Origin of the sequence: Microbulbifer sp. NBRC 101763 (assembly GCF_040371615.1) — a bacterium.
GTDB lineage: Bacteria > Pseudomonadota > Gammaproteobacteria > Pseudomonadales > Cellvibrionaceae > Microbulbifer > Microbulbifer variabilis.
The window spans coordinates 232,368-247,659 of record NZ_BAABQV010000005.1; the positions used below are offsets into that span (position 1 = coordinate 232,368).

General features: G+C 51.6%; 13 protein-coding genes. 2 read left to right on the forward strand and 11 right to left on the reverse strand.

All coding sequences use genetic code 11. From position 1 onward, the window contains the following. Window positions 1–49: 49 nt before the first annotated feature. Complete coding sequence (locus ABWV76_RS13885; protein ID WP_353376492.1) at window positions 50–466, forward strand: EamA family transporter; 417 nt, start codon at window positions 50–52, stop codon at window positions 464–466. An 84-nt stretch (window positions 467–550) separates the two neighbouring features. Here ABWV76_RS13885 and ABWV76_RS13890 read toward each other — a convergent pair whose 3' ends face one another. From ABWV76_RS13890 to ABWV76_RS13920, 7 genes are all read right to left on the reverse strand, one after another. Further along, window positions 551–796 (reverse strand): DUF2164 domain-containing protein, encoded by a 246-nt coding sequence (locus ABWV76_RS13890; protein WP_020412969.1) that lies wholly within the window; start codon window positions 794–796, stop codon window positions 551–553. Between the two features lie 173 nt (window positions 797–969). Next, on the reverse strand, window positions 970–3,597 hold the full coding sequence (locus ABWV76_RS13895) for a TonB-dependent receptor (RefSeq protein ID WP_353376276.1): 2,628 nt from the start codon (window positions 3,595–3,597) through the stop codon (window positions 970–972). Between the two features lie 438 nt (window positions 3,598–4,035). Next, complete coding sequence (gene prpF / locus ABWV76_RS13900) at window positions 4,036–5,214, reverse strand: 2-methylaconitate cis-trans isomerase PrpF (protein WP_353376277.1); 1,179 nt, start codon at window positions 5,212–5,214, stop codon at window positions 4,036–4,038. Between the two features lie 3 nt (window positions 5,215–5,217). Beyond that, the gene (gene acnD / locus ABWV76_RS13905) at window positions 5,218–7,815 is read right to left on the reverse strand and encodes a Fe/S-dependent 2-methylisocitrate dehydratase AcnD (RefSeq protein WP_353376278.1); all 2,598 of its coding nucleotides are present in this window, start codon (window positions 7,813–7,815) and stop codon (window positions 5,218–5,220) included. A gap of 126 nt (window positions 7,816–7,941) precedes the next feature. After that, window positions 7,942–9,069, reverse strand: coding sequence for a bifunctional 2-methylcitrate synthase/citrate synthase (gene prpC, locus ABWV76_RS13910; protein WP_353376279.1), 1,128 nt, complete (start codon window positions 9,067–9,069; stop codon window positions 7,942–7,944). 84 nt (window positions 9,070–9,153) lie between these two features. Continuing rightward, window positions 9,154–10,032, reverse strand: a complete 879-nt coding sequence (gene prpB, locus ABWV76_RS13915) for a methylisocitrate lyase (protein ID WP_353376280.1) — start codon at window positions 10,030–10,032, stop codon at window positions 9,154–9,156. A 3-nt stretch (window positions 10,033–10,035) separates the two neighbouring features. Further along, the gene (locus ABWV76_RS13920) at window positions 10,036–10,701 is read right to left on the reverse strand and encodes a GntR family transcriptional regulator (RefSeq protein WP_026305046.1); all 666 of its coding nucleotides are present in this window, start codon (window positions 10,699–10,701) and stop codon (window positions 10,036–10,038) included. Between the two features lie 124 nt (window positions 10,702–10,825). On the opposite strand from ABWV76_RS13920, the gene ABWV76_RS13925 reads away from it, so the two are divergent. Next, window positions 10,826–11,545, forward strand: coding sequence for a DUF2062 domain-containing protein (locus ABWV76_RS13925; RefSeq protein ID WP_353376281.1), 720 nt, complete (start codon window positions 10,826–10,828; stop codon window positions 11,543–11,545). Here ABWV76_RS13925 and ABWV76_RS13930 read toward each other — a convergent pair. From ABWV76_RS13930 to ABWV76_RS13945, 4 genes are all read right to left on the reverse strand, one after another. Further along, window positions 11,538–11,951 carry a hypothetical protein gene (locus ABWV76_RS13930; protein WP_157533447.1) on the reverse strand — a complete coding sequence of 138 codons (414 nt, stop codon included), beginning with the start codon at window positions 11,949–11,951 and terminating at the stop codon, window positions 11,538–11,540. The genes ABWV76_RS13925 and ABWV76_RS13930 overlap by 8 nt on opposite strands. Before the next feature lie 11 nt (window positions 11,952–11,962). Further along, on the reverse strand, window positions 11,963–13,222 hold the full coding sequence (locus ABWV76_RS13935; RefSeq protein ID WP_353376282.1) for a lipoprotein-releasing ABC transporter permease subunit: 1,260 nt from the start codon (window positions 13,220–13,222) through the stop codon (window positions 11,963–11,965). Next, the gene (gene lolD, locus ABWV76_RS13940; protein ID WP_282953354.1) at window positions 13,215–13,967 is read right to left on the reverse strand and encodes a lipoprotein-releasing ABC transporter ATP-binding protein LolD; all 753 of its coding nucleotides are present in this window, start codon (window positions 13,965–13,967) and stop codon (window positions 13,215–13,217) included. Before lolD ends, ABWV76_RS13935 begins: the two co-directional genes overlap by 8 nt. A gap of 72 nt (window positions 13,968–14,039) precedes the next feature. Continuing rightward, the gene (locus ABWV76_RS13945; protein ID WP_020412980.1) at window positions 14,040–15,281 is read right to left on the reverse strand and encodes a lipoprotein-releasing ABC transporter permease subunit; all 1,242 of its coding nucleotides are present in this window, start codon (window positions 15,279–15,281) and stop codon (window positions 14,040–14,042) included. Window positions 15,282–15,292 lie beyond the last annotated feature (11 nt).

Consider the following 15,292-nt stretch of genomic DNA (forward strand, 5'->3'; position numbering starts at 1 on the left):
AGAGAAATATGGCTGCATTAACACTGGACCTAAACCGGGGGCGAGCTGGATCTTCTTATCAGGTGCAATTTCACTTAGCCTGTATAACCCACTGGTTAAGCGGGTTCACTCTGATGAACCTACAGAGGTCATGGCCTATTGGGTAATTTTATTCGGTGCACTCTGGTTATTGTTTTTTACCCTCCCCCTCTTAGGCACCATAAACTGGCAAAATACATCTTTTCAACTCAATGGCAGCTTACTTTATTTAGCGCTATTCACCACACTAATGAGTTTCTTTCTGCTGCAGTTCGACACGGTAAAAATTGGTCCCACCAAGGTAGCCGCTTATGGATTCTTGAACCCGATTTTTGTACTGGTACTAACCCTGCTTCTGGAAATGTCAGAATTCAGTAGTTCCTTTTTTCCAGGCATTATTCTGGTCTTCTTGGCTATGTTATTTATTCAGGCAGAAAAGACAGCATAAAAGGCACCCCAAATATTGAACTACAGATCACTGTTGTACCCTCTTAACCCTCCCCTTACCCACACTGCAGGAGGAGTGATAGATCTAATTCACAGGCTTCTCAATCTCATAAATTGCATCAGATATATCTTCCAGTTTTGAAGACACAATAGCCAGTGCATCATGCAGCCCTTGATTGTAGAAGCCAGCCCCCATCTCCCTTGCAAGAAAATCGATCAAGAACTCCACCTCAAAGCCACCAGCTTCGAGATCAAACTCCTCAGAAAGGTATTTCCTTATCTTCTCCACCAATACAGATTTACGTTCTTTTTCAAGTACAATTTCTGGCATAAGAATAACCCTGTCATTACTTCATTTTTACCCGGAAAAGCTATTAAACATATACTGGGATATATTAGTAAACAAAGACTACGATGACTTCCATAGGTATACAAGACAGAATGAAAAAAATCCGAGCAGCCCAAGGCTGCTCGGATTTGAGGGGCTCTTATTGGGAACTTTACTTAAAAATTGTAGTTGAAACGTACTCCGTAGCTCACAGGTGTGGAGAATGGACCGGATACCAGGCCATCACTTCCATCTGCGTAGTACGGAACAATTTCATCGGTAATATTGTTACTATAAGCTTCAACATTCCACTGATCATCTGGGCTTGCATACTTGATGGACGCATTGATCATCCAGAAAGAATCTCGGCTATCACCATAAGCCGAAGTATCACCAACCGGGAAATCATGCTTATCAACATTCCAATAAGTCAGGTAAGACTCATCCTCCCAGTGAATGCCGATAAACGGAATAATTGCACCGCCGTGGGCCAGCTCAAAAGTGTGATCGTAATTGATAGTGAAGCTGAAATCCGGTGATACCGGCAACTCATTATCCTTCAAATTTCTGAAGAGTCCTTCATTAGTATTGTCGTGAGCTAAACCATAATCCGAAAGTTCAAACAACGCTTGGTTGTTGAAATTCCAGCGGTTCCAAAAATCAGAGGTGATTTCTGTTTGCATCCAGGTAGCAAAACCACTGATTCGGCCATTCGGATAGGGAGCCCAGTCAAACTCTAATTCTAACCCCATAATTTTTGCGCTAGCAGCATTCTTGGTAAGGTAAATAACAACAGGCTCGGTCGTAATTTCACCGGCATTCTCACCTTCTCGCTCTACCGCATAGTACGAGTACGCGGTATCAGGTGCAGCTAGCTGCATATCCTTATAGTCGGAGAAAAAGAAGGTACTGGCCAGATTCAGGCGTCCATCCAAGAAGGTACCTTTTGCTCCTAGCTCCCAAGTAATGACCTTCTCCTCATCATAGCTAGTGTCAATTACCTGTTGAACAACCCGATTTCCTTCATCATCGTAGATGTACTCAGCCGTACCCGGGTCTTGCTCATATTGGATGACAACGTCACCCAAACCTCCGGATTTAAATCCACTTGCAACATATGCATACAGCATGACGTCATCTGTCAGGTCATAATCAAGACCAATTCGGAAGTCTGATGAATCCCAGCTCTTGCTGACATCATTGTAAGTATCGATTGTATAAATTGAACTATCGACGAAGTGACTAATAGAAAAGCTATTAAAGGTGTCCTGTAAATAGGCAGGGAAGCAACCATACACTTCATCTGATCCAGTGGACCAGTCACGAGTACAGCTCAGGTTATTACCACCTTCATCACTCTTCTTATCTTCAGTATAGCGACCACCAAGAGTCAGGTGCAGGGTATCAGTAAGGTCATAGGTAGCCTGAGCAAATACCGCGCTGGCCTCTACAGTTCTGTCTGGCTGTCTCCAAAATACGGCATTATCTAATGAGGCCAGGAAGTAGCCATTCAGATCAGTGGTCTCATGGAAATAAAACAAACCTGTAATCCACTGTAGGGGACCATCACCTGTAGATTGCAGCTGCAACTCATGGGAGTAGGAGGTATTTTCTGAGCCTGTAATGCTCATACTCATATCCCAGGTATTGCGACCAGCATCAATATCAATCAGATTACTTCGTTCCTGAACTGCATATCCGGTGTTATACACAAAGGCCATTGTATCGCTGAGATCCCAGCGGAAGTTAGAACGGAATGAAGTCATGGTGAGATCAAGTTCACCTGGTACATTCACAGCTACGCTGTACTCATCAGCACCAAAGCCGTAGTAGGTTTCACAAGTTGTTCCATCTTCGCGCTGCTCAGCCTTTTCACAGTCGATAGTGTTGATGCCGCCCGCACTGCTATCCTGATAGTGTTCCGCTAAGGCATACCAAGAAATATCGTTTGTCGGCTCCCATAGCGCACCAATACGTACTGCCTGCTGATCAATATTCCCATAAAAATCTTCAGCATCAGCCCTGACCAGCTGGTAGTCTCTCGCTTCTTCAGTATTATTCGCCTGAATAAAAGTTCTGGTCGCGTTATCAGCTAATACACCCGCACCTACAGATTCAGCATCAATATAGCGATTATCCCACTGGTTAACGTCATAAAACCCGGTAAGGTAGGAGTCCCGTGTCTCATCCATAAAGGACGCACGAAGAGCAAAGGTGTCTGAAACTGGAATATTGATAACACCTTTTACCAGCTCTTGATTCCAGCGACCAAGTTCAACTCCGACTGAACCTTCAAACTCGTCAATTACCGGTCTCTTGGAGATAACATTAATGGCACCAACAGTAGAGTTACGTCCATAAAGGGTACCCTGCGGCCCACGCATGGCTTCAACCCTTTCGGAGTCAAACATCATTGCCATAGCAGACTGGGGGCGCGAAGAATAAATACCGTCGAAGTGCAGACCAACAGCAGGGTCACCAAACTCGGTAGTGTTAGTTGAGCGCACGCCCCGCATAGAAATTACTGGTGAAGACTGGGAGGCATCATAGCCAATATCCACATTAGGGATAGTGTTGCCCAAATCCTTTACGTTCTTTATCCCTTGTCGATCCAGCTCTTCTTGAGTAAATGCACTGATCGCTACCGGGGTTTCCATCAGGTTGGTTTCGCGCTTGGTTGCGGTAACCGTTACTTCTTCTAGTACCCAATCATCATCCTGTTGGCTTTCTTCCTGAGCCCAAGCCGACACTACCGCAACATTTGCCATTGCAATCGCAAGGGTAAGTGGTTTTTTAATTCTCATTGATGTCTCTCCAATCTGCTGTAAAAGGAAAGCCAAATTTGATTGTTATACGTGGCTAACCCTAAAGGCCGTCGGCTATACGGCGACTAGATTAAAATCTCAGAAAGGAGAGCTCTGTGAAACCAAGATACGACGGGAGGGATCGCGATTAGGACAAATCGGACCAATCTGCTTTAAGCCAGGATATCAGCCAACTACTTAAATATTTGGAGGAATGGAAGCAGACTCTAGAAGTATTTTTTTATTTTACATAAATTAAGGAGACAAATTCCCACAGAAAGCGGTGAAATTTTTTACACCAGCCAGAGAGAAAAATGTCTTGGCTTCAGATCAAGCTTACTCAATTGGAAAAAGCACTTATTAAATAACTAGAAGTAAAGGAGATAAGCAGTGAAAAATAGCGGGAACCTTACAGGGCCCCCGCCAAAGTGACGCCACCTAGAAACTATCGCCAGGCACCCTTACCCACCCCTCCATCAGGATCCGGGCACTGCGACTCATAATGGCTTTGGTAGCAGTCCATTGACCACTCACCTCTTTTGCCTCCGCGCCAACGCGTAGAGTGCCAGAAGGATGGCCAAAGCAGACGGAACTGCGCTCACCACCACCAGCGGCAAGATTCACCAAAGTACCAGGGATAGCCGCAGCTGTGCCGATAGCTACCGCTGCCGTGCCCATCATGGCATGGTGCAGTTTGCCCATCGAGAGCGCTCGCACAAGCAAATCAATATCTTGCGCCGCTACCTTTTTTCCACTGGAGGCAATGTAGTCCTGCGGCTTGGCGACAAAGGCAATCTTCGGCGTGTGCTGCCGGGCCGCGGCCTCCTCCACAGAGGAAATCAGGCCCATCTTCACTGCACCGTAGGCACGGATGGTCTCGAACATGGCGAGTGCCTTGCTATCGCCATTAATGGCATCCTGAAGCTCAGTGCCGGTATAGCCAATATCTTCCGCATTGACGAAGATGGTGGGGATACCGGCACTGATCATGGTCGCCTTGAGCACACCGATCCCGGGCACGTCCAGATCATCGACGGGGTTACCGGTGGGAAGCATGGCACCCTCGCCGTCCGAGGGATCCATAAACTCAATTTCTACTTCGGCTGCCGGGAAAGTTACGCCATCCAGCTCGAAATCTCCGGTTTCCTGGACTTCACCGTTGGTAATAGGCACATGGGCGATAATGGTTTGGCCAATATTGGCCTGCCAAATGCGCACTGTACAAATACCATTCTCTGGAATCCGCGCAGCATCCACAAAGCCGCTATTAATCGCAAAGGCTCCAACAGCCGCAGTGAGATTACCGCAGTTGCCGCTCCAATCGACCATGGGCTTATCGATGGAAACCTGGCCAAACAGGTAGTTCACATCGTGATTGGGCTTATCACAGGCAGACAGGATCACCGTTTTGCTGGTGCTCGAAGTGGCGCCACCCATACCATCGGTTTGCTTACCGTAGGGGTCCGGACTGCCAATCACGCGTAGCAGCAAGTTGTCACGGGCCTGCCCGGGTACTTGGGCAACTTCGGGTAGATCCTGTAAACGGAAGAAAACACCCTTGCTGGTTCCCCCGCGCATATAAGTCGCGGGGATTTTTACTTGAGGAATAAACTTCATAACTCAGGCCGTCGCTTCTGCTTCGAGGAAATCTTTAGCAAAGCGCTGCAAAACACCCCCAGCCTCATAAATGGAAACCTCTTCTGCGGTATCCAGGCGGCATGTAACTGGAGCCTCAACTGTCTCACCGTTGGCGCGGTGGATTAGCAAGGTCAGCGTGGCATGGGGAGTGCGCCCACCAACCACATCGAAAGTTTCAGTACCGTCGATATCCAGGGTTTCACGGGTAGTGCCCGGCTTAAACTCCAGCGGCAACACGCCCATGCCAATCAGGTTGGTGCGGTGAATACGCTCGAAGCCTTCGGCAACAATCGCCTCCACGCCGGCCAAGCGCACACCTTTCGCAGCCCAGTCACGGGAAGAGCCCTGCCCGTAATCAGCGCCCGCAATGATAATCAGCGGCTGCTTGCGATCCATATAGGTCTCGATGGCCTCCCACATACGGGTAATCTGCCCTTCCGGCTCGACACGAGCCAGAGAGCCCTGGCGAATCTCGCCCTTATCATCACGCACCATTTCGTTGAGCAGCTTCGGGTTGGCGAAAGTTGCACGCTGGGCAGTGAGGTGGTCACCGCGGTGGGTTGCGTAGGAGTTAAAGTCCTCTTCCGGCAATCCCATCTTCGCCAGGTATTCACCGGCAGCACTGCTGGCCAGAATGGCATTGGAGGGAGACAAGTGGTCGGTAGTGATATTGTCACCCAGCACCGCCAGCGGGCGCATGCCCTTCAAGCTGCGCTCGCCTGCCAGGGCACCTTCCCAATAAGGTGGACGGCGAATATAGGTGCTCGTTGGACGCCAGTCATAGAGTGCGTGACCCTGCTCTTCTGCGGCATCCCGCTCTTCAAACATGGGAATATACACATCGCGGAACTGCTGCGGCTTCACGCTCTGACGTACGATCGCATCGATCTCTTCGTCGCTGGGCCAGATGTCTTTCAGGGTAATCGGATTGCCATCGGCATCGTATCCCAGCGCATCTTTTTCAATGTCGAAACGGATGGTACCGGCAATAGCGTAGGCAACGACCAGCGGAGGTGAAGCCAGGAAAGCCTGCTTGGCATAGGGGTGAATACGACCGTCGAAGTTGCGGTTGCCAGACAGGACTGCAGTAGCATACAGATCGCGGTCGATCACTTCCTGCTGGATTTTCGGATCCAGGGCGCCGCTCATGCCATTACAGGTGGTACAGGCGAAAGCCACTACGCCGAAGCCCATCTGCTCCAGATCCGGTAGCAGGTCGGCCTCTTCCAGATACATTTTTACCGTTTTGGAGCCCGGTGCCAGGGAGGATTTCACCCAGGGTTTGCGGGTCAGGCCGAGCTTGTTGGCATTGCGGGCAATCAGGCCTGCGGCAATCATATTGCGCGGGTTGCTGGTATTGGTGCAGCTGGTAATCGCCGCAATAATTACAGCACCATCGGGCATCTCACCAGCTTTCTCTTCCCAGGCCTTGGCGATACCGCGATTGGCCAGTTCCGAGGCCGGCAGCAGCGCGTGGGGGTTGGAGGGGCCAGCAAGGTTGCGACCCACTGTGTCCAGATCGAACTTCAGTACGCGCTCGTACTCGGCACCCTTCAAGGTGTCGGACCAGAGGCCCGTTTCCTTGGCAAACTTCTCTACCAGGGCTACCTGCTCATCATCGCGGCCGGTGAGTTTGAGGTAGTCGATAGTTTGCTCATCGATAGAGAACATGGCCGCAGTAGCGCCATACTCCGGAGTCATATTGGAAATAGTGGCGCGATCGCCCAGGGTCAGGTTGGAAGCCCCTTCGCCGTAGAACTCCAGGTAGGCACCAACCACGCGCTCGCGGCGCAGGAATTCAGTGAGAGCCAATACCAAATCGGTACCGGTAATACCCGGCTGCAATTTTCCGGTGAGCTCCACTCCAACAATATTCGGCAGACGCATATAAGAGGCGCGGCCGAGCATCACACTCTCAGCTTCCAGGCCACCAACGCCCACAGAAATCACACCCAGGGCGTCTACCATCGGTGTGTGGCTATCAGTGCCGACACAGGTATCCGGGAAAGCTACGCCCTCGCGCACCTGCACCACCGGAGACATTTTCTCCAGATTGATCTGGTGCATGATGCCGTTACCGGGGGGAATCACATCGACGTTTTCAAATGCGGTTTTGGTCCAGTTGATAAAGTGGAAGCGATCTTCGTTGCGGCGTTCTTCTACCGCACGGTTTTTTTCAAAAGCATCCTTCTCAAAACCGGGATGCTCTACCGCGAGAGAGTGATCCACAATCAACTGGGTGGGAACAACTGGATTTACCTTGGCGGGATCACCGCCTTTATCGGCAATGGCATCGCGCAGACCGGCCAAGTCTACCAGCGCAGTCTGGCCGAGGATGTCGTGGCATACAACCCGGGCCGGAAACCATGGGAAGTCCAATTCGCGCTTGCGTTCGATAATCTGTTTCAGGGAGTCGGACAGTTTTTCCGGCTCGCAGCGACGCACCAGGTTTTCCGCCAGAATACGTGAGGTATACGGCAGTTTGGCATAGGCTCCGGGCTGGATCGCGTCAACGGCGGCGCGGGTATCGAAAAAATCGAGGTCCGTACCGGGCAGTGATTTGCGGTAATCAGTATTCATAGCAGGTAAATCAGTCGAATCTTTTTTTAAAATCGTGTCTCTTCTGAGAATGGCTTCAGGCCACCAATCACTGGTAACCTGAAACCTGCACACTGGGTGTGCATCACTTCAATAATGAAATGAAAATTAACCACGCTCGGCGATTGGAGTGACTGTACGAGGCTCAACACCTACGTACTCTGCACTCGGGCGAATAATGCGGTTGTCAGCGCGCTGCTCAAATACATGTGCAGCCCAGCCAGTAACGCGGGACATTACAAAAATCGGCGTGAACAACTTTGTGGGAATCCCCATAAAGTGATACGCGGAAGCGTGGAAGAAGTCTGCATTGCAGAATAATTTTTTCTCGCGCCACATCACTTCTTCACAACGGACTGATACTGGGTAAAGCACAGTATCACCCACATCTTCAGCCAGCTTTTCGGACCAGGCCTTGATGATCACATTGCGTGGATCGGACTCGCGATAAATAGCGTGCCCAAAACCCATAATTTTTTCTTTACGCTCCAGCATTCCCAGCAGTTCTTTTTCTGCCTCATCAGGGCTGGAGAAACGCTCGATCATTTCCATCGCCGCTTCATTAGCACCACCGTGCAAGGGCCCACGCAGGGTACCGATCGCTCCAGTAATACAGCTAAACAGGTCAGACAGAGTGGATGCACAAACACGTGCGGTAAAAGTAGATGCGTTGAACTCGTGCTCTGCATACAGGATCAGGGAAACGTTCATGACCTGCTCATGCAGTGCGTTAGGTTTTTCACCACGCAACATATGCAGGAAGTGACCGCCGATGCTGTCATCATCGGTTTCAGTTTCAATACGCACATTGTCGTGGGTGAAACGGTACCAATAGCAAATAATGGATGGGAAAGCAGCCAACAGGCGGTTGGCTTTCTCCAGTTGCTGCGCGAAAGACTCTTCACCTTCCAGGTTACCCAGCATGGAGCAACCGGTACGCATGACATCCATCGGGTGGGCATCAGCGGGGATGCGCTCAAGAACTTCTTTCAGCGCTTGCGGCAGGCCGCGCATGCTTTTCAACACCGCCTTGTACTCAGCAAGCTGACCGCTAGTAGGTAACTCTCCGTAGAAAATCAGGTAGGCCACTTCTTCAAACTGACAGTGCTCAGCCAGATCTTTGATATCGTAACCACGGTAAGTTAGGCCGGAACCGGATTTGCCCACTGTAGACAGTGCAGTTTTACCCGCAACCTGGCCGCGCAGACCGGCACCACCCAATGCTTTCTCTACCATCTTCTTATCTCCCCTTTTTAAATACGCAGTTTCTTTATTCGTTGAGTAAATACCACGCTGGTATCTACTCGAAACGAAAATCCGTTACTTCTTGAACAGCTCGTCGAGTTTCTGCTCAAACACGTGATAATTGAGGTAGTCGTACAGCTCCTCACGGGTTTGCATGGTATCCACAACCGCTTTTTGGTCGCCATTTTGCAGAATGCTGGTGTACACATTTTCCGCAGCACGATTCATAGCGCGGAACGCCGACAACGGATACAGTACGATATCTGCACCGGCGTCACCCAACTCTTTGGTGTTATACAGTTCGGTTTTACCAAACTCGGTAATATTTGCCAAAATCGGCACGTTCAATGCCTCTTTAAACGCTCTGTAGTGCTCTAATTCAGTGACTGCTTCAGCAAAGATACCGTCGGCACCGGCCTCAATGCATGCCTGGGCACGCTCAATGGCCGCATCCAGCCCTTCCTGAGCAAAGGCATCGGTGCGGGCCATAATAAAGAAGTCATCATCGGTACGGGCATCTACTGCAGCCTTGATACGATCCACCATTTCCTGCTTGGAAACGATTTCCTTATTTGGGCGATGGCCGCAACGCTTTTGTGCAACCTGATCTTCAATATGCACTGCACCTGCGCCTGCACAAATCATCTCTTTAATGGTGCGAGCGATATTGAAAGCACCGCCCCAGCCAGTATCTATATCTACCAACAGCGGCAGGTCACTGGCAGCGGTAATACGGCGAACATCCTCGAGTACATTGTCGAGGCTCGTCATACCCAGGTCGGGCAGACCGTAGGAGGCGTTGGCAACACCTGCACCGGAAAGGTAAATTGCCTTGTGGCCAATACGTTCGGCCATGATCGCGGAATACGCATTAATGGTACCGACTACCTGTAACGGTGAATTTTCTGCAAGTGCGGTGCGAAAACGCGCGCCGGCGGAAGGCTTTTTGCTCATACTCTACCTCAGTTTATTTTCAATATTCTGCCTGGAAGCGCGGATATGCCGGCGCATTAATAACTCTGCCAGCTCCCCATCCCCCGCTTCTATGGCTTCGATGATATGGCTGTGTTCGCGAAACGCACGCTGGGCCCTGGGACTGGCCATACCCAACTGGTAGCGATACATACGAACACGGTAGTAAAGACGATTGCATAGCGTGTCGATCAGTAAATCATTTTTGGACGCCTGCACTATGCGAAAATGAAAGTCGAAATCCCCTTCCGGTTGGAAATAGGCCTTGCCAGCCTGCAGCTCCTCCTGTTGCTCGTGGCCCGCAAGCATTCTGCGCAAAGCCACCAAGTCCTCGTCACTGCGCTGTTCAGCTGCCAGCCTACAGGCCATGCCCTCAAGGGCTTCACGCACCTCATAGAGCTCCAATAGGCCCCGCTCACTCAGCTCGACCACACGGGCGCCCACATTCACTCTGCGCTCCAACAAACCCAGGGACTCCAGGCGCATTAGAGCCTCGCGCAGGCTCCCCCGGCTAGCATTGAAACGCCGGGCAAGCTCAGGCTCACTAATTTTGCTGCCCGCAGCGATGCGCCCCTCTACAATCTCACCGCGCAGTGTCAAAAAAAGACGCTCAGCCAGACTCTGATGGGCTTCACGTATCGGGACGTTCATACCAATAGTAGCCATTTGCCCTTAACATTGTCGACAATCTTAAAATCCCGCAGACCTTAAAACACTACGACCTGAGCGTCAACTAATGTACTTAAGACAGATTGTTGACAATTTGAAGTGAAGAATGACTTTTGCGGCAGCAGTAGTCTTGCAACACCGAAGTGGGCATAATAGCGCCCGCGCCAGATACGCCATGCTCCACTACCGGGGGCGCTCTATGCTTATCTGGGGTGGGAAAAAATCCCTACGCAAGAATTTCCAAACCCCGGTACAGCGCTCATTTAAAAAGGCTGCCAGCACCCAGGTTTCAGACAGAGTTATGCCGAAGAGTATTATCAGGCGATGGCTGCCAAGCCCCGAAGAAATCCGAGCCAAGAACGGGCTCAAGTTTCTGGGGACTCTTCTCCACGATCCCAACCTATTTCATCTGAATAGGCACTCGGTTTCAGTTGCATTCGCAGTTGGCGTATTTACCAGCTTCCTGCCCTTGCCCGGACAGATGATTATTGCCGCACTGTTAGCCCTATGGCTGCGCTGCAATTTGCCGCTATCGATAATTCTGGTGTGGATTAGCAATCCTCTCACCATGCCGGCTATCTTCTACAGCACCTATAAACTGGGTGCCTGGATTCTGGGCACCCCACCAGTGGACTTTGATATCGAGCTATCCTGGGAGTGGCTCACGGAAGAAGTAGGAAAGATTTGGATGCCGCTATTTTTCGGCTCACTATTGGCGGGTATTTTCTTTGCTACCCTGGCCTATTTTTCTATGCGCGCCCTTTGGCGCTGGCACGTGGTAAAACGCTGGAAACTGCGCCTGGAACGGCGCTCCGCTGTCAGCTAGCACCCCTACGGCAAAACTGCCTGACACTCCATAAAGCCCCTGCGCCCACACCAACAGCTACTAGCGCGGGTAGAGAGTAGTCGGTAGCGATACCCAGCCCCAGTGCAGCAAGAGCCCCAAACAGGAAAGCTATGGTTGCCGCCTTTGCACGATCTCCGCTGGCAGAAAGTGCAACGACCCAAATAACCGCAAGGGCAGAAAGGGCGGCTCCCATACTCACCAACCAGAGAGGGTGCATCTCCCACCCCTCCGCATAACAGACGGAACCTTCACGCAAGCCAGGTGGACAGAAGGTTTTCACCCGCCACTCATCAAACCACAAAGTACCGAACAATACTGCTACCCACGCTGTGGCCGCCAAAGGAACAGGTAATAATTTACGCATCACTCCGGCAACGCTTCTCACGCTTGGGCCCTCTACTCATTGCGTAACGCCGCGGCTGGCTGCACACGGCTAGCCTGCAACGCAGGGTAGAGAGTAGCCAGGAGACTGAGCAGGAACCCTGCACCTACGACTAACGCTACATCTGCCCAGGATAATTCCGAGGGCAGGTAGTCCACCGGATAGACATCAGACTTGAGGAACTGGATACCAAAGAGTGACTCAAGGCCCGCCACCAGGTCTGTCACTGTGAGCGAACCCAAGACCCCAAGGGCACCGCCAACTAGAGCCCCGACCAGGCCGACTAATGCGCCCTGGCTAACAAAAGTGAGCAGGATCTGGCGGGTGCTGGCACCCATGGTACGCAGAATGGCGATATCCGTGTGCTTATCTATCACCACCATTACCAGTGTGGAAACCACATTGAAGGCAGCGATGGCAATTATCAGCAAGACCAGCAGCCCCACCAGATTGCGGGACATCTGGATCGCCTGGTAAAGATTGCCATGGGTTCGACTCCAGTCCGTGCCATAGAAACCCTCCCTGGGCAGCTCCTGCAGCAGTCGGCGCATAATCCAATTGGCCTCCAGCATCTCTGTAACGCGCAACTGCACCCCTGCTCCGCCCTTACTGCCTGCCAGTGCCTTGGCCTGGTCCCAAGAGACCAGAGCCAGCGTTTGGTCAAGGGCGGTTCCAGAGTGAAACACCTCCGCAACCCTAAAACCAGCCACCCTGGCAGCACGGCGACCACCAGAGGCCGCATCGTTGTTTGGCACAATCAGGGAGAGGTAATCGCCCTTTTCCACCCCTAGCTTCTCGGCGATACCACGCCCGAGCACTACGCCGGGCTCAACAGTATTAAGCATTGCCGGAAATGCCTCGGGGCTCAGAAACTCGCTGATATTCGAAACTTCAACAATGGTTTCGGGGTTAACCCCCTGGACCAGCAGTGGTGTTACCTCGGCGCCACGCCGAGCTAGTGCGTTTACCTGCCAAACCTCAGCCGCAGACATTACCTGAGCATCGGCAGCCAGCTTTTTTCGCATCGCTGCCCAATCTACCTCGGAGCTGGCGTTGTAAATGGTTGCATGGGGCATAATGCCGAGAATTCTGTCGCGCAGCTCACGATCGAAACCGTTCATCACCGACATCACCACAATCATCAGAGCGACGCCGAGGACTAGGCCGATCATCGACAAGCCGGAAATAAAGGAAACCAGTCCGGCGGAGTCATCACTTCGCCGCTGGGCGCCGGCATAACGCAGGCCAATAAATGCGGGAAGCGGCTTAAACATGGTCACCCTGATGCCAGTCGCTGAGAAGTTCGCCATCTATCAAGTGCAAACAGCGATCCAGTGCTGCAGCAAGGTCCGGGTCATGGGTAACGATTACAAAACTGATACCCATATCCTGGTTGAGTTGATCCATCAGCCTGTGAATTTCCTGGGCTGTTGCCCTATCCAGGTTGCCAGTAGGCTCGTCCATTAACACGCAGGCTGGACGGGTAACCAGCGCACGCGCGATAGCCACACGCTGGCGCTCACCACCGGAAAGCTGCGAGGGCTTATGGCCAATTCGCTCACCTAGACCCACTGCCTCCAACATGGCTTTTGCCTCGGCACGGGCATCCGCCACACTGTGCTTTCCAATCAGCAGTGGCATAGCCACATTTTCCAGGGCGGTGAATTCATTAAGAAGATGGTGAAACTGGTAGACGAAGCCAAGACTGGTATTGCGCAGCCAGCCGCGTTCATTGGCATTCAAGTCCGCCAGATTTTGGCCCGCCACCCGCACTTCGCCAGAGCTTGGCGTATCCAGGCCGCCCAACAGATTGAGCAGAGTGGATTTACCAGACCCGGAAGCACCAACAATTGCCAGCTTTTCGCCACGCTTCACTTCCAGCTCAACACCTCGCAAGACTGCGAGATCCCTACCCCCCTGTCGGTAGCTCTTGCACAGCTTATGACAGGCCAGCACGGCATCATGGGTATCCAGTGCCGGACGAGCTTGCTCGGTATCTATTTCCACTCGGCTATTCATCAATCTATTCGTCGTCTCTCAATTCGTATAAATCATGTCAACAATCATTACTAATCAATTGATTTTTGACATTTATTCGTAGCGCAAAGCTTCTGCAGGCTCGATCTGAGCCGCGCGCCAAGCTGGAAAAAGGGTCGCCAGAAGACTCATGCAAATAGCCACGGAAAGCACAACAACGGCGTCACCAACTCGGAATTCTGATGGCAGATAACTGACAAAAAATACCCGCGGGTCAAATATTTTGGCCCCCAGCAGGTTCTCAACCCAAGTAACCATCTCGGTCAGGTTGAGTGCTATCAATATCCCCAATACCGCGCCACTAAAAGCACCTATCAGGCCGATTGCACTGCCCTGCACCACGAACACCGCCATAATCTGCCGGGATGTAAGTCCCAGGGTCCTAAGCACTGCGATATCAGAGCGCTTATCTGCCACCATCAAGACTAGGGCCGATACGATATTAAAAGCAGCGACGGCAACGATAATCATCAGCATCAATGTGACTACCGTCTTCTCCATCTTCACCGCCTGGAACAGGTTGCCCTGGGAATGGCTCCAGTCTTCACCGCTAAAACCCTCTCCCAACTCGCTGGCATACAGGGGAACCCTACCTAAAGCGTTATCCATATCATCGAAGCGCAGCTGCAGCCCCTGGACCTTGCCCGGTATGCGCATTAGACGGGCCGCATCTTCAATATTCATCAGGGCAATATTTTGATCCACCTGGGCACCAACGGAAAATACGCCAGCTACTGTAAAACGTTTAGTACGGGGAAAAATACCGGCAGGGGTTACCGAAACTTGAGGCAGAGTGAGTATCACAGACTCACCGGGCATCACATTCAACTGCTGAGCCAGGATACGGCCAAGCACAATGCGATAGCTACGCGGCTTCAACTCATCCAGGCTGCCCAAAATCATGTTCTCGCCCACTTGGGAGACATTGCGCAAGGCAGCCGGTTCCACTCCCTGAAACTGCACTCCATGACTGTCACCATAGGCGCTCAACAGAGCAAAACCCTTAACGAAGGGGCTGACCGCCTCAACGTGGGGCTGCTGCTCAATCTGCTCTGCCACCCCTTGCCAGTTCTGTAGTCCCCCTTCACGCTCAATAAAACCGTGGGGAACCACACTGAGAATCCGTGTTTTAAGCTCACGATCGAAGCCATTCATTACAGAAGTCACAACGATCAGCGCAAGAACGCCCAGCGCCATGCCCACCAAAGAGAAGCCATTGATAAAGGAAATGAACTGCTGCCGACGCCGGGCAGCCACATACCTCAGGCCGATAAATAGGGGTACAGGTTTTAACATAGAGCAGATTT